Below are 21,569 nucleotides of genomic sequence, written 5' to 3'. Positions count from 1 at the left end.
CGTACAGGCGTATCCCTTGTGCTCGCGTGTACAGATCACGGCCCCCTGTACGCAAGGTTCTCCCCGCACCATCGGCATGTCCTCGACACCGACGAAGGAAGCGCTTGTGAGAACGCACCGCACGCCGCGCAGGGTCGCCACCCTCGCTCTGGGCGCCACCCTGCTCGCCCTCGTGACCGCCGCTCCCGCCGGGGCCGACGACGACGCGGGCCTGCCGACGGTCACCCCGACGAGCGAGACCCCCGCCCTCTACGACGACGAGGCGGGCGGCAACTCCGACGCGGACGACCCGGCGATCTGGCGCAACGCGGCCGACCCCGACCGCAGCCTCGTCATCGCGACCGCCAAGGAAGGCGGCCTGCGGGTGTACGACCTCGACGCCCGCCTGGTGCAGTCGCTGTCCGCCCCGCGTCCGCCCGCCGAGGACGACGCCCCGGGCCGCTACAACAACGTCGACCTCGTCACCGGTCTGCGCACCTCCACCGGCCGCGCCGACGTGGCCGTGGTCAGCGACCGCGGCAACGACCGCCTCCGGATCTACCGCATCGATCCCACCCGGCCCGGCGCGCCGCTGACCGACATCACCGCCCCGGCCGCCGCCCCGGTGTTCTCCGCCGACCAGGCCGAGATCAACGACCAGCGCACCGCGTACGGCCTCGCCACCTGGCAGGACAGGGCCACCGGCCGCACCTACGCCCTGGTCAGCCGGCGCGAACGCACCCGCGTCGCGCTCGTCGAGCTGACCCCGGCCGCCGGCGGCACGGTCGGCTACCGCACGGTCCGCACCCTGGACCTTCCCTCCTCCTTCCGCCTGCCGAACGGCACCACCTGGTCCCCCTGCGCGGAGCCCGGTGAACTCCCCCAGGTCGAGGGCATGGTGGTGGACCCGGCGACCGGCACGCTCTACGCCGGTCAGGAGGACATCGGCATCTGGCGCGTGCGCGCCGACCTCACCACCAAGCCGGTCCTGGTCGACAAGGTCCGTGAGTTCGGTGTTCCCGGCGTCTACGACGAGGCGACCGAGGAGTGCACGGCCGGCGCGGACCCCGGCTACGGCGGCGAGCGCCTGTCCGCGGACGTCGAGGGCCTGACCCTGTTCCAGGAGCCCGACGGCGACGGCTACCTCCTCGCCTCCAGCCAGGGTGACGACACCTTCGCCCTGTACGACCGCGAGGTGAGCGAGGACAACGAGTACGAGGGCGGCTTCCGCGTCGGCGCCGCCTCGGCGGTCCTCGACGGCTCGGAGGAGTGCGACGGCGCCGCCGTCCTCAACGCCCCGCTCGGCAGCCGCTACCCGAACGGCCTGCTGGTCGTCCAGGACGGCCACGAGACCCCCGAGGTCCCGGACGGCGAGGGCGGCACCCGCACCGCGACCGGCTTCAAGTTCGTCGACCTCGGCGACGTGGTGGACGCCGCCGGCATGTGAGGTCCGCTCCGCCGTATCCGTACGGCCGCCGGGTGCCGCTCGTGCCCGGCGGCCGTACCCCGTTCCGCCCCCGCCGACGGTTTGCGAACCACATCGACGCCGGCGAGGACGCCACCACCCCGCACGGCACCGCTCAGGTGAACGCCCCGGCGCGGCCGGTTGTCGGTGGCATGTCTTAGGGTGCGCCGAGTCCGCACCGCACCCCGGGAGAGCCACGTGCCGTCCTCGTCCACCCGACTCGTCACCACACTGCGGGCCCCGGTTCCCGGCCCGCGAGGCTCCCTGGAACTCCTCGCGCGGGCCGGAGGCAGCGCGCTGGTGCAACGCGACGACAGCGCCCTCGTCGTCCACCGGCTCGACAGCGCCTTCCGCGCGACGGGCGGTCCCGTCCGCCGCTTCCCCGCGCCGTGGCCGCGCCGGTTCGGCTCGTTCGCCGTGGCCCCCGACGGCGACCTGGCCGTCTTCACGGGCGTACACGCGGTGCGCGCCGTCGACCCGGCGGGCGCGGTGCGATGGGAGGTCCGGCACGGCTGCTGGTACGGCGCCTGCCGGGAGACGCACCGGTCCTTCGAGGAGTACGCGGACGACCAGGACCACCGCTACCCGGACGGTGGGTCCGCGGCCTTCTCGCCCGACGGCCGGCTGGTCTGGGCACACGTCCGCGGTCCGCTGCCCGAAGGGGAACTCGACTCCGAGACAGTGGACGAGTGGCTGGTGCTCGACGCCCGCGACGGGCGGGTGCTGGCCCGGGCCGACGCCCGGGCGGCGGCCGCCGGCAGCGTGCACGTGCCCCACCCGGATCCGCGCCAGATGGGGCTGACCATCGGCGAGGGCCAGGACGGAGCACCGCTGCGCTGGGGACGCTGGGACGGCGAGCGTCTGACGGTGGAGCACTTCGCCGACCAGGACCTCGTCCTGATCGGCGTGAGCCCGTCCGGCGACCGCCTGCTGACCGTCGACCACGACCAGGGCACCCTTGCCGTGCACCGCACCGGGGACGGCTCCGTCCTGGACCGGTGGGACGCCGAGACCGCCGTACCGCCCCATCCCGACGTCGACCCCGACGACGACGAGAGCCGGACGTTCTGGGACTGGGCGGGCGGCTTCCTCGACGAGACCACCCTCGTCACCGGCACCGTCGAGAGCGACGAGGAGTGGGGGGCCGGCCGGCACTGGCTGCTCCGTACCTCGCCGGCCCGCCCGCCCGAGGAGATCGCCTACCCCTTCCCGGTGTCCGGTGTCCCCACCGCGCTCGGCGACGGCACCTGGTACACGACCGAGGAGTCCCGGCTGCACGTCTGGGCCCTCGCCCGAGAGTACTGACGCCGGAGCAGAGGGCCGTGCTGCGGAAGGCCGGGAGCCGCGCGGGCGGCGGGGCGTGCAGCGGGTGCGGGCTGGGACGGCCGGCGAGCAGGACGTGGAGCGGCCGGCGGGTGGCGTCCAGGCCGAGCCGCCGCACCGGCGCCGGGTCCGCGAACGCGCCGGTCTGCGCCGGGCCCGGACCGAGCGCGGTCGCGTCGAGGGCGAACGTCCGCCCCAGCTCCATGGCCGCACCGTAGGAACTCGGCCAAGGCCGAGGTCAAGGAGGCGGGGACGGACCGCTCACGGCCACGTACGGGGTCGCCCGGGCGACGGCGCCCTTGCCGTCCTGAGGGGCCGGCGATCACGGCCTCCGGTGTGACGCAGTGATCACCGGGGTCCCGCATCGACACCGTGGGTCCTGGGAATGCATCGGCCGCACCGCACCCAGCCCCCACTACAGGAGCGCCGAGCACTGTGAGCACTCAGGCATCCCCCACCCCCACACCGACAGCACCGGGCGGCCTCCCCCTGATCGGCCACGCCCACCACCTGGCGCGCACCCCGCTGCCGTTCATGACCTCGCTGCGGGAGCACGGCAGCGTCGTGCGCATCAACATAGGCCCCACAGCCGCCTACGTGGTCACCGACCCCGCGCTCACCCGGCGGGTGCTGGTGACCGACGCCGCCCACTACACCAAGGGCGGCAAGATCATCGACGCGCTGCGGGTGTTCTTCGGTGACGGACTGGCCACGGTCGCCGACGGCGACACCCATCTGCGCAACCGGCGGCTGATGCAGCCGATGTTCAACAAGGCGCACATCGCCACCCGCGGCGAGGCGATGATCGCCCAGGTGCGCGAGACGGTCGCCGCCTGGCCGGCGGACCGGCCCCGCGACGTCTACGCGGACATGAACGACATCACCCTCGCCGCCTTCCTCGTCGCCCTGTTCGGCACGGACCTGCCCCCGCACCTGCGGACCGAGTTCACCGCCCTGATGCCCGCCATCATGAAGGGCACCATCCGCCAGACCGTCCTCCCTTCCTGGATCACCAAGCTGCCGCTGCCCGCCAACCGCGCCCACGCCCGCCGTGTCACCCGGCTGCGCGCCCTGATCGACCAGGCCATCGACCACCGTTCGGCACCGCCCCCCGGCGTGGTGGCGGACGCCGCGGCGGCGGGCTGCCCGCACGCCGCCGCCCGCACCGCCGACGAGGCGGACGGCCTCTTCAGCACCCTCCTCAACGCCGAGGACCCGCTGACCCGGCAGCAGTTGCAGGACGAGGCGATCACCCTGCTCACGGGCGCGATCGAGACCACCGGGACGACCCTCGCCTGGACCCTGTACGAGATCACCCGGAACCCCGAGGTCGAGGACCGGCTGCGCGCCGAACTCGACGCCGTCTGCGGGGACCGGCCCCTGCGCTACGACGACCTCGAGAAACTGCCGTACGCCCGGCGGGTGTTGCAGGAGGCGATCCGCAAGTACGGACCCGCGTGGATGGTGACCCGCACCGCCACCCAGGACATGGACCTCGGCGGCCATCGCATCCCCGCCGGCGCCGACGTCGTCTGGAGCCCCTACCTCCATCAGCACGACCCCGCCCACTTCCCCGACGCGGACACCTTCGACCCGGACCGCTGGACCCCCGAACGCGCCCCGGCCACCCGCGGATCCTTCCTCGCGTTCGGCGACGGCCGCCGCAAATGCATCGGCGAGAACTTCGCCTGGGCCGAACTCCAGATCATCCTCGCGACGGTCCTGCGAACCTGGCCGCGCATCACCCTCGCCTCCCGCCCACCCCGCCCCCAGGCCGTGGTCACGGTCAAGCCGGACCACCTGGCGCTGGTTTTCCACGCGCGCGGCGAGGGTGCCCGGCCCGGCGGCGAGCGCCAGGTCGCCGCCGGCTGAGAAGATCTCCGCTCACCCGGTGCAGACGGCTCAGCGGTGCAGACGGTTCAGGCGGTTCAGTGAGGCGGCGAAGAAGCCGCTGGTGGCCCATGGGTACCAGCTTGGGTTCGGGCCCGCCCGTTGGGTCGCGGCACCCGGGCGGAGCTGGACAACCGCATAACCTCCCCGCTGCTCGGCGGCGAGGCCGAGCCCGACGACGCAGTGCCGGAAGTCGACCGACCGGCTGGCCCCGCGATCGCCCTCGACGTGGCCGGCCAGGTACCCCGCCCGCCGTGACGGCGCGGCAGCGCTGCGACGGGGGCGGGGCAGTGGCGGCGGTTCGCGCACGGGCGGCCGTGAACCGATGGCCGGGTGCTGCGCGACGCGCAGGGCAGCGGCCCTCGGGGGTGCCGGGCGGGGACACCGACGCGTCCCCGCCCGGCGGGCCCGTCAGATCCCGAACGCGGCGGCGTAGCGGACGGTGCCGCCCGGCAGCGAGTGCCCCGCGTCGAGGGCGAGGGCCATGAGAGCCTCGTCCGGGACGTCGATGCTCAGCTCGATCCCGTAGGCGGAGGCACGGGTGAAGCCGAACCGGGGGTAGTACGTCGGGTGCCCCAGGACGACGACGTACCGCTCGCCCGCCTCGGTGGCCGCCTGGAGGGCGGCGCGGACGGCGGCCGAGCCGGCTCCGCTCCGCTGCCGCTCGGGCCGCACGGCGCAGGGGCCCAGGCACAGGGCCGGGACCTCGCCGATGTGGCAGCGGGTCAGCAGCGCGTGACCGGCGAGCTGTCCGCTCCCGTCCGCCGCGACGATCGACAGCCCGTCGATCCACGCGGCCGGGTCGGCGCGCAGCGCGTCCACCAGGTCGGCCTCTTCCGCCGTCGGGAAGGCGGCGAGGAGGATCTCACGGATGGCGGTGCTGTCGCCGGGGGTCTCGGCGCGGGTGGTCCAGATGTCGCTCATGGCAGGTACGGATCCGTTCCGTGGAAGGTTCGTGTGAGGGTCCTCGCGAGCTCACGCTCCCGGCGAGGACGGACGGGACGAGGTCAGGCCACGACCCGGGACGTGAGGGGGACCCGGGCGCCGGACGCGGTGGCCTCGAACGCGGTCATCAACCTCACCTCCCTGCTTTCCTCGTCCTGATCGACACGAACGGCCCCACGGTACAGAACCTCACTCCACACGCCAAGAGGCTCTTCCCGGGGCGCCGGGGCGCGCGGACGGTCACTCCCCGCCGGGCTGGTCCGGCTCCTGGTGCCGGGACCTGCGCCGTACCTCCGCCTCGACCTCGCTCCGCGGCGTGCCCTCTGCCTCCGCGTGCTCGGTGACGGCCAGTTGCACCTGGCGGGAGAGATCGCTCCAGGCCCGCCAGGCCGTCTCCCACTCGGTGTGCTGCTCGGCGGCCCAACGGCCCTCGGTGGGCTTGCCGAAGGCTTTCTGGACGCGCTGCAGCTCGGCCTGTGCCGCGTCGGCCGCGCGCTGGAGTTCCACGAGCTCGTCGATGGTGTGTGCCACGCCGGGATCCTATGGGCGAAAACGGTCGGGCCCCGGCCTCGACACGGACGGCGCGAAAGGCACTCCTGGCGCCCCCGCGTGCGCGGGGTGGCGTCCGGGGGCCGCCTCACCTCCGGGCGGGCGCCGGGGGAGGGCGGACAACCTGAGGGTGCAGGGCGCAGACGGGCGAGGGGCTCGCGAGCGTGGTGGCGCCCCCGCCACCGGGTGCGAGGGTCGCGGCCCCCGCGTGGGTGTGCGGGGCCCAGCGGAGCGCGAGGGGACGACGGTGGGCCCCCGGCATTCCTGTGGGGTGGACGCCCGCCGGGGACCTGACCACGTCTCACTCACCGGGCGCCCAGCGGCAGCTGCCATGATCGTCCCATGGACATAGAGATCACCCAGGCCCGGCCTGCCGACCTCCACCTGGTCCTGGCGGAGCACTCCCGTTACTGGGGTGAACGCGACCTCCGGTCGCTCCACCTCGTCGCGCTGGTGCAGGAGTTCCCCGCCACCTGTCTGGCGGCGCGCGCCGGTGACGGCATCCGCGGGTACCTGATCGGCTTCGTCACTCCCGACGCGACCGGCTACACGCATCTCGTCGCCACCCGGGACGACAGCCGGGGCGTGGGGCTCGGGCGGCGTCTCTACGCGGAGTTCGAGCGGGCCGCGCGGCGGCAGGGCGCACGGCGGATGAAGGCCATCACGTCCGTGGGGAACACCGGTTCCGTCGCCTTCCACCGCGCCCTCGGCTTCGAGGCGCGGATCGTGGAGGACTACGACGGCCCCGGCCGCACCATGGTGGTCCTCGAACGGGAGCTGCCCCCGGTCCGCTGACAGCGGTGACGGGCGGCTGCACGGCTCGTCGCAACACAACCGTTGCACTGGAGCCGCGCGGCACCTGCGTCGCAGGTCACACGGCCGGGGGGCGCCACCCGGGGGAACCGCGCCCGTTGTCCGGCGTCGCCGAGCGCGACGTACCCGCGCCGAGGGCCTTGACGCGCACTTCGCGTGGCTATTAACTCACGCCATAAATTAAGTCGGTACGGCCAGCAGGGGCGCGCGTCGTACCGGTTCCCCTCGCGTCCCCCGGAAGGGTCCCAGGAGCATGCGCAGATTCAGAGCCGCAGTCACCGGTGCCGTCACCCTGTCCCTCGCGCTCGCCGCCTCGGCCTGCGGCGGCGGCTCCGCGACCGGCGGGGGCGACGACTCGCCCAAGACCCTCACGTACTGGGCCTCCAACCAGGGCGCGAGCATCGAGGTCGACAAGAAGGTCCTCCAGCCGGAACTCGACAAGTTCGAGAAGCAGACCGGCATCGAGGTGAAGCTGGAGGTCGTGCCCTGGTCCGACCTGCTGAACCGGATCCTCACCGCCACCACCTCCGGCCAGGGCCCCGACGTCCTCAACATCGGCAACACCTGGTCGGCCTCGCTCCAGGCGAGCGGCGCGCTGCTGCCCTGGGACGAGAAGAACTTCGACAAGATCGGCGGCAGGGACCGCTTCGTGGAGTCCGCGCTCGGCTCCACCGGCGTCCAGGGGCAGGACCCGGCCGCCGTGCCGCTGTATTCGATGGCGTACGCCCTCTACTACAACAAGAAGCTGTTCGCGGAGGCCGGGATAGCCAAGCCGCCGGCCACCTGGGACGAGCTGGTCGCCGCCGGCAGGAAGCTCACCGCCAAGGGCAAGAACGGCATCGGCGTCGAGGGCTCCAACCTCTCGAACAACATCCACCAGGTCTTCGTCCTCGGTAAACAGCACGGCGCCGACTTCTTCACCCCCGACGGCAAGCCGGACTTCACCTCGGACGGCGCGGTCACCGCGGTCAAGCAGTACGTCGACCTGATGGCCGAGCACAAGATCGTCGCCCCGGGCAACGCCGAGTACGCCCAGAACCAGTCGCTGAGCGACTTCTCCAAGGGCAAGACCGGCATGGTGCTGTGGCAGACCGCCTCCGCCACCTTCAAGGCCCAGGGCATGAAGGACGAGGACTGGGGCGTCGCCCCCGCCCCCGTCCAGTCCGGCGAGCCGGGCACGGGCACGGCCACCAACTCGATGGTCGCCGGCATCAACATGGGGGTGTTCAAGAACACCGACAACCTCGACGGCGCGCTGAAGTTCGTGAAGTTCATGACCAGCGACGCGGAGCAGAAGATCCTCAACAAGGCCTACGGCTCCATCCCGCCGGTCAAGAGCGCCCAGTCCGACCCCGCCTTCAGCGCCCCGGCCGTCGCCGTCCTGCGCGACACCCTCGCCACCAGCGCCGCCGCCCTGCCGCAGGTGCCCGAGGAGTCCCAGTTCGAGACCGTCGTCGGCACCGCCGTCAAGGAACTGTTCGCCGACGCCGCCGCCGGGCGTGCCGTGACCGAGCAGTCGGTGCGCGAGAAGCTCGAGAAGGCCCAGCAGCAGATGCCGAAGAAGTAGGCGCGAACCCCGCCATGACCATCACCGTCGCATCCCGCCACGCCACGTCCGGGCCGGGGACGAAGCGGCGGCAGAACCGCCCCGGAGCCAAGCGGACCACGCGCCGCTCCGGGCGGCTGCGCCACGTCTCACTGCCCTACCTGCTGCTCCTGCCCGCCCTCCTCCTCGAACTCCTCGTCCATCTCGTGCCGATGCTCATGGGCATCGTCATGAGCTTCAAGGAGCTGACCCAGTTCTACATCTCCAACTGGTCCGAGGCGCCCTGGGCCGGTCTCGACAACTTCCGGATGGCCGTCGACTTCAACGCCCCCGTCGGCGAGGCGCTGCTGAAGTCGTTCCTGACCACCTGCCTGTTCACCGTCTGCTCGGTGGGCCTGTGCTGGCTGCTCGGGACCGCCGCCGCCATCTTCCTCCAGGAGAACTTCCGCGGCCGCGGCCTGCTGCGCACCCTCTTCCTCGTCCCGTACGCGCTGCCCGTCTACGCCGCCGTCATCACCTGGGTGTTCATGTTCCAGCGTGACAACGGCCTGGTGAACCACGTCCTCCACGACCAGCTCGGCATCGGCGACAACCCCGCCTTCTGGCTTGTCGGCGACAACGCGTTCTGGGCGCTGCTGACCGTCTCGGTCTGGAAGGGCTGGCCGTTCGCCTTCCTCACCCTGATGGCCGGGCTGCAGAACATCCCGAGGGACATGTACGAGGCCGCGGCCCTCGACGGGGCGGGCGTCCGGAAGCAGATCCGGCACATCACCCTGCCCTCGCTGCGTCCCGTCAACCAGGTGCTCGTGCTGGTGCTGTTCCTGTGGACCTTCAACGACTTCAACACACCGTTCGTGCTGTTCGGCAGGGCGGCCCCCGAGTCCGCCGACCTGATCTCCCTGCACATCTACCAGTCCTCCTTCCAGACCTGGAACTTCGGCACCGGCTCGGCCATGTCCGTCCTGCTGCTGCTGTTCCTGCTCGTCGTGACCGGCGTCTACCTGCTGGTCACCAGCCGGGGAAAGAAGGCGAAGGCCCGTGCCTGACACCTCGAAGCGACGCGCCGTCCGCTCGCCGATGGCCGCCCCGCCGTCCTTCCTGTGGACCCGGCGGATCTTCCTCACCGTCCTGACGGTGTTCGTCCTGCTGCCGGTGTACGTGATGCTCTCCAGCTCGCTGAAGCCGCTGGAGGACGTCTCGGAGAAGTTCCAGTGGATCCCCTCCGGGCTCACGCTCCGGCCGTACCTCGACATCTGGGAGACCGTTCCGCTCGCGGACTACTTCGTCAACTCCCTGATCGTCTCGGTCGCCGCCACCGTCTGCTCGGTGGTCATCGCGGTGTTCGCCGCCTACGCCGTCAGCCGCTACGACTTCCGCGGCAAACGGGTGTTCACGGTCACGGTCCTGTCGACGCAGATGTTCCCCGGCATCCTGTTCCTGCTGCCGCTGTTCCTCATCTACGTCAACATCGGCAACGCCACCGGCATCGCCCTGTTCGGCTCGCGCGGCGGCCTGATCCTCACCTATCTGACCTTCTCGCTGCCGTTCTCCATCTGGATGCTCATCGGGTACTTCGACTCCATCCCGCGCGACCTGGACGAGGCCGCCAAGGTCGACGGGTGCGGTCCGATCGGCGCGCTGTTCCGGGTGATCGTCCCGGCGGCCGTGCCCGGCATCGTCGCGGTCGCCGTCTACGCCTTCATGACCGCCTGGGGCGAAGTCCTCTTCGCCTCCGTCATGACGAACGACACCACCCGCACCCTCGCCGTCGGACTCCAGGGCTACTCCACGCTCAACGACGTCTACTGGAACCAGATCATGGCCGCCTCCCTCGTGGTGAGCGTGCCCGTGGTCGCCGGCTTCCTGCTCCTCCAGCGCTACCTGGTCGCCGGACTGACCGCCGGCGCCGTGAAGTAGCGCCCCGCACCGCCACGACAGCGTCTCAGCCGCCCGCTTCGCCCACTCCCGAGAGGTTCCTCCGTGCCCGAATCCGCAGCCCCGCACGCCCTCGACCTGGCGGCCTTCCCGGCCGACTTCACCTGGGGCACCGCGACATCCGCCTACCAGATCGAGGGCGCGGTGGCCGAGGACGGCCGCGCCCCGTCCATCTGGGACACCTTCAGCCACACGCCCGGCCGGGTCGACAACGACGACCACGGCGACGTCGCCTGCGACCACTACCACCGCTGGCCCGAGGACATCGTCCTGATGAAGGAACTCGGCACCGACGGCTACCGGATGTCCGTGGCCTGGCCCCGGGTCATGCCCGGCGGCGACGGCCCCGTCAACCCCGCGGGCCTCGACTTCTACGACCGGCTCGTCGACGGCCTGCTCGCCGCCGGCATCACCCCGTCCGTCACCCTCTACCACTGGGACCTGCCCCAGGCCCTCCAGGACCGCGGCGGCTGGACCGAGCGCGACACCGCGGAACACCTCGCCGCCTACGCCTCCGCCGTCGCCGGCCGGCTCGGGGACCGGGTCACCCGGTGGGCCACCCTCAACGAGCCGCTGTGCTCCGGCTGGATCGGCCACCTGGAGGGCCGGATGGCCCCCGGCCTCACCGACCTCACCGCCGCCGTGCGCGCCTCCTACCATCTGCTCCTCGCCCACGGCCTGGCCATGCGAGCGGTGCGCGCCGCCGCGCCCGGCGCGCAGATCGGCCTGGTCACCAACCACTCCACCGTCGAACCCGCCACCGCCCGTCCCGAGGACGCCGCCGCGGCCGTCCGCCTGGACGGCCACACCAACCGCTGGTGGCTCGACCCGGTGTACGGCCGCGGCTTCCCCGCCGACATGCGCGAGCTGTACGGCGTCGAACTGCCCGAGCGGTCCGGCGACCTGGAGGTGATGGCGACCCCGACCGACTGGCACGGACTCAACTACTACTTCCCGTCCGTCGTCGTCGACGACCCCGACGGCCCCGTGCCGTACGCCCGCGAGGTCAGGGTGGCCGGCGTGCCCCGCTCCGGCATGGACTGGCCGGTCGACGCGGCGGGCCTGGAGGGCATGCTGATGCGGCTCACCGACGACTACGGGGTGCGCCGCATCTACGTCACCGAGAACGGCTCCGCCTACCCGGACACCGTCGCCCCCGACGGCACCGTCCACGACCCCGAGCGCACCCGCTACCTGGAGGAACACCTGGCCGCCTGTGCCCGTGCCCTGCGCAAGGGCGCCCCGCTGGCGGGCTACTACGCCTGGTCGCTGCTGGACAACTTCGAGTGGGCGTACGGCTACGACAAGCGCTTCGGGCTGGTCCACGTGGACTACCCGACCCAGAAGCGCACCATGAAGAGCAGCGGCCGACGCTACGCCGAGATCATCCGAGCGCACCGGAACGCCGCGTCCGCCGCAGCCTGAGCCGGGCGCGTGCTGCGGGCGGGCGCGTGCTGCGGGCGGGCGCGCGGCCCGCCTCCGGCGCGCCGCTCCCGGGCCGGTGAGGCGCTCGCTCCCGGCCCCGCCCGGCCGGCCGGTCAGGCGGACTCGCGTACCACCAGCTCCGGCTCGAACAGCACGCGGGAGCCGTCCTCGGCGGTGCCCCGGAGCCGGTCGACCAGCAGCCGGGCCATCGCCGCGGCCATCTCCTCCACCGGCTGCCGCACCGTCGTCAGTCCGGGCCGGCACTCCGTCGCGGCCCGGGAGTCGTCGAAGCCCACCACGGCGATATCGCCGGGCACGGCCAGCCCCCGCTCCCGGAGGTGCTGGCACGCGCCCTGCGCCATCAGGTCGTTGGCGGCGAACACTCCGTCCAGACCGGGATGCTCCCGCAGCAGGCGGGCCATCGCCGCCCTGCCGCTCTCGGCCGTGAACCGCCCCCTTACCACGGCGACGTCGGTGATCCCCGCCTCGGTCAGCGCGGCGCGGAAGCCGTCGAGGCGGTCCCGGGCGGCCGGGGCGGAGGTGGGGGCGCCGATGGTGGCGAGGCGCCGTCGGCCGCGCGCGAGGAGGTGTCCGGCCGCGAGCCGGGCGCCCGCGGCGTTGTCGAGGTCGACGTACCCCACCCGCAGGGGGCCGGGCGGACGGCCGAAGAGGACGGTGGGAACACCCGCTGCCACCAGCATCGCCGGCAGCGGGTCGTCGGCGTCCAGGGAGACCACGAGGGCGCCGTCCGCCGCGCCCTGCCGCAAGTACTGCACGACCTGGACCCTGGCCTGCTCGGACTCGGCGACCAGGAGCACCGGCTGGACGGTCCGCTCGCGCAGGAAGCCCAGCGCTCCGTCCACCACGCGTCCGAAGAACGGGTCGGCGAAGACCCGTGCGGCGAAGGCCTCGCCCGTCGCGGAGAACACGAGTGCCACCGCGCCCGTGCGGCGGGTCACCAGTGAGCGGGCCGCCTGGTTGGGGGTGTAGCCGGTGCGGGTGATCGCCCGGCGCACCGCTTCCTGGATGCGCGGGTCCACGTTGCGCACGCCGTTGACCACGCGCGACGCCGTCGCACGGGAGACTCCGGCCTCACGTGCGACGTCTTCCAGAGTCGGTCCCCTCTTGGTCACTCCCGCACCCTAACGCGCTGTCGCCGAGCGGGTACGCGCAGGTGCCGATCACTCCTCGAAAGGCTTAAGGCAAGCCTAAAGAAAAGCGTGACGGAATGCTTGACCGTTCACTGACAGGCGGGCAAGGTTCCCGGGAGAGCGCTCTCCCGCTCTCTCGCAACCGTTCCCCCTCCCCACACGAGGAGACCCCATGCCTTCAGTCGGGATACCGCCGGTCTTCCGGCGATCCAGCCCGGCCGTCAGACGCGCCACCGCCGGAGCCCTGGTCTCGTCCCTGGTCGGCACGCTGCTCGCGCTCGTCCCGGCGGCCCCGGCCGCGGCGGCCGAGACGCTGCTGTCGCAGGGCAGGCCGGCCACGGCGTCGTCGACGGAGGGTGCGGCGTTCGCCGCCCCGGCCGCCGTGGACGGCAATCTGACCGGTACGCGCTGGGCGAGCCAGTGGAGCGACAACCAGTGGTTCCAGGTCGATCTGGGTCAGAGCACCGCCGTGAGCCGGGTGGTGCTGACCTGGGAGGTGGCCTACGGCAAGGCCTATGACATCCAGCTCTCGGAGAACGGCACCGACTGGCGCACGGTCAGGTCGGTCACGGGCGGGGACGGCGGCACGGACGACATCGCCGTCTCCGGGACCGGCCGCTACGTTCGTCTCCAGGGCGTCACCCGCGCCACCGGCTACGGCTACTCCCTGTGGGAGTTCCAGGTCTACGGCGGCACCGGCGACACCCCCCAGCTCCCCGGCGGTGGCGACCTCGGCCCGAACGTCCACGTCATCGACCCCTCCACCCCCGACATCCAGGGCAAGCTGGACGCGGTGTTCAAGCAGCAGGAGTCCGCGCAGTTCGGCACCGGCCGGCACGCGTTCCTCTTCAAGCCGGGCACCTACAACAACCTCAACGCCCAGATCGGCTTCTACACCCAGATCGCGGGCCTCGGCCTGAAGCCCGACGACACGCTGATCAACGGCGACATCACCGTCGACGCGGGCTGGTTCAACGGCAACGCCACCCAGAACTTCTGGCGCGGTGCCGAGAACCTCGCGGTCGACCCGGTCAACGGCACCAACCGGTGGGCGGTCTCGCAGGCCTCCTCCTTCCGCCGCATGCACGTCAAGGGCGGCCTCAACCTCGCCCCGAACGGCTACGGCTGGGCCAGCGGCGGCTACATCGCCGACTCCAAGATCGACGGCCAGGTCGGCAACTACTCGCAGCAGCAGTGGTACACGCGGGACAGTGCCATCGGCGGCTGGTCCAACTCCGTGTGGAACCAGGTCTTCTCGGGCGTCGAGGGCGCCCCGGCGAACAGCTTCCCCGAGCCGCGCTACACCACCCTCGCGAACACCCCGATCTCGCGCGAGAAGCCGTTCCTCTACCTCGACGGCACCGAGTACAAGGTGTTCGCGCCCGCCAAGCGCACCGGCGCCCGCGGCACCACCTGGGCGAGCGGCACCCCGCAGGGCCAGTCCATCCCGCTCAGCCGCTTCTACGTCGTCAAGCCCGGCGCCACCGCCGCCACCATCAACCAGGCGCTCGCCCAGGGCCTGCACCTGCTGTTCACGCCCGGCGTCTACCACGTCGACCGCACGATCCAGATCAACCGGCCCGACACCATCGTGCTCGGCCTCGGCCTCGCCACCATCATCCCGGACAACGGTGTGACCGCCATGCGGGTCGCCGACGTCGACGGCGTACGGCTCGCGGGCTTCCTGATCGACGCCGGGCCGGTCAACTCGCCGACGCTGCTGGAGGTCGGCCCGCAGAACGCCTCCGCCGACCACTCCGCGAACCCCACGACCGTCCAGGACGTGTACCTCCGCATCGGCGGCGCGGGCGCCGGCAAGGCCACCACCAGCATGGTCGTCAACAACGACGACACGATCATCGACCACACCTGGGTGTGGCGCGCCGACCACGGCGAGGGCGTCGGCTGGGAGACCAACCGCGCCGACTACGGCGTCCGCGTCAACGGCGACGACGTGCTGGCCACCGGTCTGTTCGTGGAGCACTTCAACAAGTACGACGTGGAGTGGTACGGCGAGCGCGGCCGGACGATCTTCTTCCAGAACGAGAAGGCGTACGACGCCCCCAACCAGGCCGCCATCCAGAACGGCACCACCAAGGGCTACGCCGCCTACCGGGTCGACGACTCCGTGAACACCCATGAGGGCTGGGGCATGGGCAGCTACTGCTACTACAACGTCGACCCGACGATCCGCCAGGATCACGGCTTCAAGGCACCGGTCAAGCCCGGCGTGAAGTTCCACAGCCTGCTCACCGTCTCGCTCGGCGGCAACGGCCACTTCGAGCACGTCATCAACGACACCGGCGCCCCCACCCAGGGCAGCGAGACCATCCCCTCGACCGTCGTCTCCTACCCCTGACGGTCCCTTCCGGGCGGCGTCCTCCCGGTCCCCGCCGCGCCGCCCGGAAGGCGGAACCGACCTCCCTCCTCCCGCCGCACATGGAGCCGCCATGCACACCGCCAGGAGAAGAAGACACACCCGAGCCCGTAGACAGCCTCCCTCGTGACCCTGGGCGCCCTGCTCGCCGGATCCGTCACCGCGCTGACGGCGGCCCCGGCCTCGGCGGCCGAGACCCTGCTGTCGCAGGGCAGGCCCGCCACCGCGTCGTCGGCGGAGGGCGCGGCGTTCACCGCCCCGGCCGCCGTGGACGGCAACCTCACCGGCACCCGCTGGGCCAGCCAGTGGAGCGACAACCAGTGGCACCAGGTCGATCTGGGCCAGTCCGCCGCCGTCAGCCGGGTCGTGCTGACCTGGGAGGCGGCCTACGGCAAGGCCTACGACATCCAGCTGTCGGACAACGGCAGCGACTGGCGCACCGTCAAGTCCGTCACGGCCGGGGACGGGGGCACGGACGACATCGCGTCTCCGGAACGGGCCGCTACGTCCGTCTCCAGGGCGTCACCCGCCCCACCGGCTACGGCTACTCCCTGTGGGAGTTCCAGGTCTACGGCGACGACACCACCCAGCCGGCGCCCGGGGGAGCCGTCCGGGTCACCGGCGGCCAGGGCGACTGGCAACTGACCGTCGGCGGACGGCGTCTGCCGGCACCTGGTCTCCCCGGCCGCGACCGGCCTCTTCGACCGGGCCATCGCCCAGTCCGGCTGCGGCTTCCCCCTGCCCACCCAGGAGTCACAGCAGAACAACGGCAAGGCCTGGGCCGACTCCCTCGGCTGCGCGGACCTCGCCTGCCTGCGACGAGGGCCGGCTCACCGTGGCGACCACCTACGACCTCACCGGCCGGCGGCTCACCGCCGAGGGCTACCCGGCGGCGGTCCGCGCGCTCCACGGCGCACGGGCCGACGAGATCCTGGCCCGCTACCCGCTGTCCGGCCACGGCAGCCCCGCGGAGGCCCTGGGCGCGGTCCTCACCGACTCCCAGTTCGCCTGCCTCCAGTCCCGCACCGCCGGCCTCATGGCGGAGCACACCCGCTCCTACCCGTACGAGTTCGCCGACCGGCACGCCATGGACTATCTGAACCCGCCGCTGAGCTTCCCGATCGGGGCACCGCACGGCTCCGAGATCCGGTACGTCTTCGGCGGCGTCACGGGAACCCCGGGCCAGGTCGCCCTGACGGACACGATGCTCGGCCACTGGACGAACTTCGCCAGGACGGGCCTGCCGTACGCGGTGGGCGCCCCGCGCTGGAATCCGTACCCGAAGGTCCAGACCCTCGCCCCGGAGGCGATCACCCCCACGGTCACCTTCCCCCAGGACCACCACTGCGACCTCTGGAACCGCCCCGCCGCCTGACGGCCTCACGGCCTGACACCGCCGCGCTGCCCGGTGCTTCCCCGGCGGCGCGGCGGTACCGGGTCACCACCCGGCGTACGTCTCGTACTCGGCCACCTGCGGTGTGCCGTTCGAGCCGGTGATCTCAAAAGTGATCTTGCTCAGTGTGGTCCGGGGAACGGCGATCACCCCGGCTCCGCTGCCGGTCGCGAGCACGGTACCGGTGTCGGCGTCGAGGACCCGCCAGGAGCCGATGCGGCCGGCGGCCGCCGACGTCTCGCGGATGTGGACCGTGGAGACGGTGGTGGGGGAGCCCCACTTGACGGAGACCGAACCGGTCGTGCCGGCCGGCGACCAGTAGGTGCTCATGTTGCCGTCCCGGACATTGCCGTAGCTCGTCCCGTCGGCCTTGCTGGAGCCGTCCGCGCCCGCTCCGATGCTCAGGTTGGTCCCGGCGGGCTGGGTCGGCGTCGGGGTGGGCGCGGGCGTCGTCGGGGCCGGGGTGGGGGTGGTCGGCGTGGGTGTGGGGGCGGGCGTCTGCGGTGAGCAGTTGCCGTCCGACACCCGCAGGCCCTTGTTGGCGCCCGCCGTCTGGCTCACGACGCCCGGCACGCAACTGGCGGCGTCGAGGTTGTAGGAGTACGGAATGCCGACCGTGGTGTTGGACTGCGGATTCGGCCCGGCCGGGTTGTGGTCGCCGCTCCGGCCGGACCACGTCACGTTGTCGAAGATGTTGCCGGCGACCTGCCAGTAACCGGCCGCGTCCGTGTAGAAGGTGCCCAGGACGTCCTTGGAGTCCTCGAAGTAGTTGTTGTCCACCTTGGCGCGGGCGCCGGCCCGGGAGTTGATACCGGACTCGTTGAGGCGCGTGTAGTGGTTGTTGTAGATGTGGGCGATCCCGCCGCGCAGCAGGGGCGCGCGGGAGTCGATGTTCTCGTACAGGTTGTGGTGGAACGTGACGTAACCGTTCGAGGTGTCGGTCTCGCTGGAGCCGATGAGGCCGCCGCGGCCGGAGTTGCGCAGGACGCTGTACGACAGGGTCACGTACTGGGTGTTGTCCTTCATGTCGAAGAGGCCGTCGAAGCCCTCCGACTCCCCGCCCGACGCCTCCAGGGTGACGTGGTCGACCCAGACGTTGCGGACGTCGCTCTCCATGCCGATGGCGTCACCGCCGTTGGACGTGGGCGAGCCGGACTTCTTGACGTTCCGGACGGTCACGTTCTGGATGATGATGTTCCTGGACTCCCGGATGTGGATGCCCAGTTGGTCGAAGACGGCACCACTGCCGACCCCGACGATCGTGACGTTGCTGATCTGCTTCAGCTCGATCACGCCGTCGGCGGTGCTGCAACTGCCGCCCGACACCTTGCTGGTGTTGCCGTGGTTGATGGTCCCCTCGACCTGGATGGTGATCGGGGTGCTGCTGCTGGCCCGGGTGCACAGGGCCTGGTGGATCGCCGTCCCCGTGGTGGCCCGCACGGTCTGCCCGCCGGCGCCGCCGGTGGTGCCGCCGTTCTGGGTCGCGTACCCCGTGGCGCCGCCGGTGGCCGCCGATGCCTCGGGCGCCGACAGGACCGCACCGGTCGCGGCCGCGAGTGCCAGCGTGGCCAGTGCCGCGTGGAGCCGCAGCGCGGCAGGTCGTCTCATCCTCGTCTCCCCATTCGTCAGTCGTCCTCGAACGCCGGGTGGTGCTGATGCGTGGTGCAGGCGTGCAGGCGTGCAGGCGTGCAGGCGTGCAGTGGTGCGGTGGTGCCGTGCGTGCTCGCTGTGCGGTGACCGCTGCGACCGGCGGGTGGCGTACCGGAAGTGCGGCTCTGGCCGGATCAGGAGCGGCCCGCACCCGCTTGGGAAAGCGCTTTCCGTGCGGCGAGGATAGGGTGACCTCAGTGCTGTGACAAGGCTTCGCGCAACCACAGAAAGCGATTTCATGCAGAAGCCGAATCCGCTCCAAGACCCACGGAAGGCGCCGGACGGTGCCCCGGACGGAAACCCGGGTGCGATGCCCGGCCGGAGCTTGGTCATCGCCCGGTCGATGGCCGGCACCAGCACGCTCGCCGCGTCCGCCGGAACGGCGAGCGGTGAGTCCGGACGACATGATCAGGCCGCACCCGGACGTCGGAGGGGATTGCTGCCGGCCGGTGCGATCGGCGCGACCCTCGGCCGACTCGGGTGGCCCGCCTCGGCCGTACGGGCTGATGGGGGGCGAGGCGCGTACGTGCGGCCCGCGAGGGCGGTGCGCCGCGTCACGGCCCCGTACGTGGCGGCGGTGGCATCATCCGTCCGCCCCGCAGCAGCGGGGCGGTGCCGTTGCCGTGGGGGTGGTGCGGCAGAAGCAGGACGCCTCGACGGGGACGTCCGCCAGGGCGGTGGCGACCTCCAGCTGCTGGGCGACGATGCCCGCCTCCGCCGTTCTGCCCTGCCGGAGCAGGCATTCGTGGAAACCGTGCAGGGACCAGACGTTGCCGGGGTGCCGGCAGGCGCGCGGCAGGGTGTCGTCCAGGCCCAGGTCGGCCCGGTAGACGGCCTCGGCCTCGACGACCCGCCCCTGTTCCAGCAGCAGGGCGCCCAGGGCGTGCCGGGTGGGCTGCATCCAGCCCCACGGCTCGTCGTACGGCAGGTTGTCGTCGAGGGCGACGGACCGCTCCAAGGCGGCGAACGCCTCGTCGAAGTGGCCTTTGCGGTAGGCGAGTTCGCCGTCGAGCATGGCGGAGGCGATGGCCAGGATGTCGGCGCAGGTGTTGTTGAACAGGGTCCGCGTCCCGGGGACCCGGTCGAGCGCCGCGTGGAACAGCTCCCGCTCGGTCTCGGCCTCGGCGACCCGGCCGGTCGCCGCGAGGGCGACGCCACGGGCGTAGCGCAGCATGGCGGTGGTCACGCAGTACAGATCGCGGTCCTCGGGCAGCGGCAGACCGAGGATGTCGGCCCAGCGGCCGAACCGGATCAGCACATGCACCCGCATGGCGAGGAAGCCCTCCAGCCAGTCGGCCATGGGCGGGCTCTGCACCCGCAGCAGTTCCTCGGGGATGGACGCCTCCAGCCGGGCGGCCGTCTCCAGGGCGACCTCGGACCGGCCGAGGAACATCGCGCCGTAGATCTTGAAGTGGTAGTTGTGCGACCGGTACAGCGTGTAGAAGTTCATCGCCCCGGCGCGCGCGTGGAACTTCTCGTCGGCGGCGATCGCCGCGCTGTTGTCGGACACGACCCGCCGGTAGTCGCCGCACAGTACTTCGATGTGCGAGGGCATGTGCTGGAGGTGGCCGGCGTCCGGCACCAGGCCGCGCAGCCGGTCGGCGACGGGCAGGGCCGACTCGGGTGTCGGGGACATCTCCATCAGGTGGATGTACAGGTGCAGGACGCCCGGATGGTCGCGCCCGCCCGGCGTGTCGATCGCCCGTTCGAGGACGGCCCGGGCTTCGAGCGTGCGGGCGCCCTCGGCGGGCTCGCCGGTGCGCAGGTCCCACAGTCGCCACGGCGTCAGGTTCATCAGCGCGTCGGCGTACAGGGCGGCGACGTCCAGATCGTCGGGGGCCAGCTCGTGGGCGGCGCGCATGCTGCCGGCGTACGGCTCGTTCCACACCGAGCAGTCCTCGACCGGGCGGGACCGAGGGTAACGGGCGCGCAGCGCGCCGATCAGCGCCCGTTCGACGGGTGTGGCACCGGCGGCCTTCTCGTGCGCCCGTTCGACGGCGGCATGGGTGCGCTCGACGGTCCGGGTGAGGTCCTTCTCGTCGAAGAACTCCCACGGCTTGTTGTAATTGGGACCCAGGGCGTAGGCGATGCCCCAGTGGGCCATGGCGCACTCGGGATCGGCCGCGACCGCCGCCTCGAAGCAGCGGACGGCCTCTTCGTGGTGGAAGGCGTACGTCCAGACCAGACCGCGGTCGAACCAGAGCTGGGCCTCGGCCGACGTGGTCGTCACCGGACGGGTGTGAGTGCCGAGATCGTAGTAGTCCATGGGTGCCTCCCGAACGGTACGGCCGCCGCCCGGTCACGCGGGCCCGCAGGTGCGCCGCGCCGGGCATCCGGCACCCAGCGTAGTGGTGATCTCACCGCGCTCGACAGTGCGCGCCGCGCGGAGCGCCTGGTGGGGGAGGGGGCGCTGGGGGAAGGAGTGGCGGTGGGGAGCGGCGCGCCCCACCCTCATGCCCCTGGCCCCGTCATCCGCTTGGCGGTGTTCGGGCTCACCCGACTGATCGCCCCGAGTAGCGGCGGGCAGGCGACTGTCCGACGGTTGAGGACGTCGAGGCCGGGTTGGTCAGCTGACTGAGTGCCAGCTGCCCGGCCGTCGGCGGAAGGAATGTCAGATGCGCTCTGCTCGCATGCTCGTGGCCATCGCGGGGGCCTCGGCGGCCCTCGCCCTGGGTGCGCCCGGCGCCTACGCGACCGGCCCCGGCTCGGACCACGAAGACTCCTCGTACAGCAAGGAGCAGGAGAAGGACGGCGGCCACGACTCCGGGTCCCACAAGGACGGCGGCGAGGAGTCGGGCTCGCACAAGGAGGGCGGCCACGACTCCGGGTCCCACAAGGACGGCGGCGAGGAGTGGGGCTCGCACGAGGACGGGGGCCACGACTCCGGGTCGTACAAGGACGAGCACGACAAGGACTCCTGGAAGGAGAAGGACTCCTGGGGCGGTGACCACGAGAAGCCCCGCGGTGGTGTGCACACCGGAGGCGGCGCCCTCGCCGGACAGACGGTGACCGCGGGCGGTCTGGCCGCCCTCGCCGTCGCCGGTACCGGCCTGTACGCGATGCGTCGCAGGAAGACGGCGGAGAGCGCGCGCTGACCCGTGCCCGCTGCGATAGCCGCTGCGGTCGCC

At 72.1% G+C, this 21,569-nt stretch carries 16 protein-coding genes and 2 pseudogenes; 13 read left to right on the top strand and 5 right to left on the bottom strand.

Going from position 1 to position 21,569, the window contains the following annotated elements; all coding sequences use genetic code 11:
* The first annotated feature begins 106 nt into the window (after positions 1-106).
* From VE614_RS25250 to VE614_RS25235, 4 genes and pseudogenes are all read left to right on the top strand, one after another.
* Positions 107-1,426, top strand: a complete 1,320-nt coding sequence (locus VE614_RS25250; RefSeq protein ID WP_324941491.1) for a phytase — start codon at positions 107-109, stop codon at positions 1,424-1,426.
* A gap of 216 nt (positions 1,427-1,642) precedes the next feature.
* Positions 1,643-2,749 (top strand): hypothetical protein, encoded by a 1,107-nt coding sequence (locus VE614_RS25245; protein ID WP_324941488.1) that lies wholly within the window; start codon positions 1,643-1,645, stop codon positions 2,747-2,749.
* A 453-nt stretch (positions 2,750-3,202) separates the two neighbouring features.
* The gene (locus VE614_RS25240) at positions 3,203-4,639 is read left to right on the top strand and encodes a cytochrome P450 (protein ID WP_324941484.1); all 1,437 of its coding nucleotides are present in this window, start codon (positions 3,203-3,205) and stop codon (positions 4,637-4,639) included.
* Between the two features lie 58 nt (positions 4,640-4,697).
* A pseudogene (locus tag VE614_RS25235) lies at positions 4,698-4,915 on the top strand (hypothetical protein); the annotation flags it as partial.
* Positions 4,916-5,068: 153 nt separating this feature from the next.
* Here the strand turns inward: VE614_RS25235 and VE614_RS25230 are convergent.
* Entirely contained in the window at positions 5,069-5,581 is a 513-nt protein-coding gene (locus VE614_RS25230) for an N-acetyltransferase (protein ID WP_324941481.1), read from the bottom strand.
* Positions 5,582-5,842: 261 nt separating this feature from the next.
* A complete protein-coding gene (locus VE614_RS25225; protein WP_324941478.1) occupies positions 5,843-6,133 on the bottom strand; it encodes a hypothetical protein in 291 nt (96 codons plus the stop codon).
* A gap of 360 nt (positions 6,134-6,493) precedes the next feature.
* Between VE614_RS25225 and VE614_RS25220 the strand changes: the two genes are divergently transcribed.
* The 5 genes from VE614_RS25220 (at position 6,494) to VE614_RS25200 (ending at position 11,870) form a co-directional block, all read left to right on the top strand.
* Positions 6,494-6,946 carry a GNAT family N-acetyltransferase gene (locus tag VE614_RS25220; protein ID WP_324941475.1) on the top strand — a complete coding sequence of 151 codons (453 nt, stop codon included), beginning with the start codon at positions 6,494-6,496 and terminating at the stop codon, positions 6,944-6,946.
* A gap of 271 nt (positions 6,947-7,217) precedes the next feature.
* Positions 7,218-8,531, top strand: a complete 1,314-nt coding sequence (locus VE614_RS25215) for a sugar ABC transporter substrate-binding protein (protein WP_324941472.1) — start codon at positions 7,218-7,220, stop codon at positions 8,529-8,531.
* A 14-nt stretch (positions 8,532-8,545) separates the two neighbouring features.
* Positions 8,546-9,556, top strand: a complete 1,011-nt coding sequence (locus VE614_RS25210) for a sugar ABC transporter permease (RefSeq protein WP_324941469.1) — start codon at positions 8,546-8,548, stop codon at positions 9,554-9,556.
* A gap of 31 nt (positions 9,557-9,587) precedes the next feature.
* On the top strand, positions 9,588-10,427 hold the full coding sequence (locus VE614_RS25205) for a carbohydrate ABC transporter permease (protein WP_324941996.1): 840 nt from the start codon (positions 9,588-9,590) through the stop codon (positions 10,425-10,427).
* Positions 10,428-10,490: 63 nt separating this feature from the next.
* The gene (locus tag VE614_RS25200) at positions 10,491-11,870 is read left to right on the top strand and encodes a GH1 family beta-glucosidase (protein WP_324941466.1); all 1,380 of its coding nucleotides are present in this window, start codon (positions 10,491-10,493) and stop codon (positions 11,868-11,870) included.
* Positions 11,871-11,983: 113 nt separating this feature from the next.
* Here VE614_RS25200 and VE614_RS25195 read toward each other — a convergent pair whose 3' ends face one another.
* On the bottom strand, positions 11,984-13,003 hold the full coding sequence (locus tag VE614_RS25195) for a LacI family DNA-binding transcriptional regulator (protein ID WP_324941463.1): 1,020 nt from the start codon (positions 13,001-13,003) through the stop codon (positions 11,984-11,986).
* A gap of 190 nt (positions 13,004-13,193) precedes the next feature.
* Between VE614_RS25195 and VE614_RS25190 the strand changes: the two genes are divergently transcribed.
* The 3 genes and pseudogenes from VE614_RS25190 (at position 13,194) to VE614_RS25180 (ending at position 16,773) form a co-directional block, all read left to right on the top strand.
* On the top strand, positions 13,194-15,380 hold the full coding sequence (locus VE614_RS25190; protein WP_324941460.1) for a discoidin domain-containing protein: 2,187 nt from the start codon (positions 13,194-13,196) through the stop codon (positions 15,378-15,380).
* Positions 15,381-15,471: 91 nt separating this feature from the next.
* A pseudogene (locus VE614_RS25185) lies at positions 15,472-16,078 on the top strand (discoidin domain-containing protein); the annotation flags it as partial.
* Positions 16,079-16,233: 155 nt separating this feature from the next.
* Complete coding sequence (locus VE614_RS25180; protein WP_324941457.1) at positions 16,234-16,773, top strand: carboxylesterase family protein; 540 nt, start codon at positions 16,234-16,236, stop codon at positions 16,771-16,773.
* A 63-nt stretch (positions 16,774-16,836) separates the two neighbouring features.
* Here VE614_RS25180 and VE614_RS25175 read toward each other — a convergent pair whose 3' ends face one another.
* Positions 16,837-18,399 carry a polysaccharide lyase family 1 protein gene (locus VE614_RS25175; protein WP_324941454.1) on the bottom strand — a complete coding sequence of 521 codons (1,563 nt, stop codon included), beginning with the start codon at positions 18,397-18,399 and terminating at the stop codon, positions 16,837-16,839.
* Positions 18,400-19,024: 625 nt separating this feature from the next.
* Entirely contained in the window at positions 19,025-20,707 is a 1,683-nt protein-coding gene (locus VE614_RS25170; protein WP_324941451.1) for a hypothetical protein, read from the bottom strand.
* A 349-nt stretch (positions 20,708-21,056) separates the two neighbouring features.
* Between VE614_RS25170 and VE614_RS25165 the strand changes: the two genes are divergently transcribed.
* Entirely contained in the window at positions 21,057-21,536 is a 480-nt protein-coding gene (locus VE614_RS25165; RefSeq protein WP_324941448.1) for a hypothetical protein, read from the top strand.
* The last annotated feature ends 33 nt before the right edge of the window (positions 21,537-21,569 follow it).

Source organism: Streptomyces sp. (assembly GCF_035645055.1).
In the GTDB taxonomy this organism is placed as follows: Bacteria; Actinomycetota; Actinomycetes; order Streptomycetales; family Streptomycetaceae; genus Streptomyces.
Note: the sequence above shows the minus strand (reverse complement) of the source record. Positions and strands in the feature narration are given on the sequence as shown.

Coding starts and splice junctions, on each gene's coding strand:
- VE614_RS25165 (WP_324941448.1), top strand. CDS start 21,057: ATGCGCTCTGCTCGCATGCTCGTGGCCATCGCGGGGGCCTCGGCGGCC.
- VE614_RS25215 (WP_324941472.1), top strand. CDS start 7,218: ATGCGCAGATTCAGAGCCGCAGTCACCGGTGCCGTCACCCTGTCCCTC.
- VE614_RS25230 (WP_324941481.1), bottom strand. CDS start 5,581: ATGAGCGACATCTGGACCACCCGCGCCGAGACCCCCGGCGACAGCACC.
- VE614_RS25170 (WP_324941451.1), bottom strand. CDS start 20,707: ATGGACTACTACGATCTCGGCACTCACACCCGTCCGGTGACGACCACG.
- VE614_RS25175 (WP_324941454.1), bottom strand. CDS start 18,399: ATGAGACGACCTGCCGCGCTGCGGCTCCACGCGGCACTGGCCACGCTG.
- VE614_RS25210 (WP_324941469.1), top strand. CDS start 8,546: ATGACCATCACCGTCGCATCCCGCCACGCCACGTCCGGGCCGGGGACG.
- VE614_RS25205 (WP_324941996.1), top strand. CDS start 9,588: ATGGCCGCCCCGCCGTCCTTCCTGTGGACCCGGCGGATCTTCCTCACC.
- VE614_RS25220 (WP_324941475.1), top strand. CDS start 6,494: ATGGACATAGAGATCACCCAGGCCCGGCCTGCCGACCTCCACCTGGTC.
- VE614_RS25190 (WP_324941460.1), top strand. CDS start 13,194: ATGCCTTCAGTCGGGATACCGCCGGTCTTCCGGCGATCCAGCCCGGCC.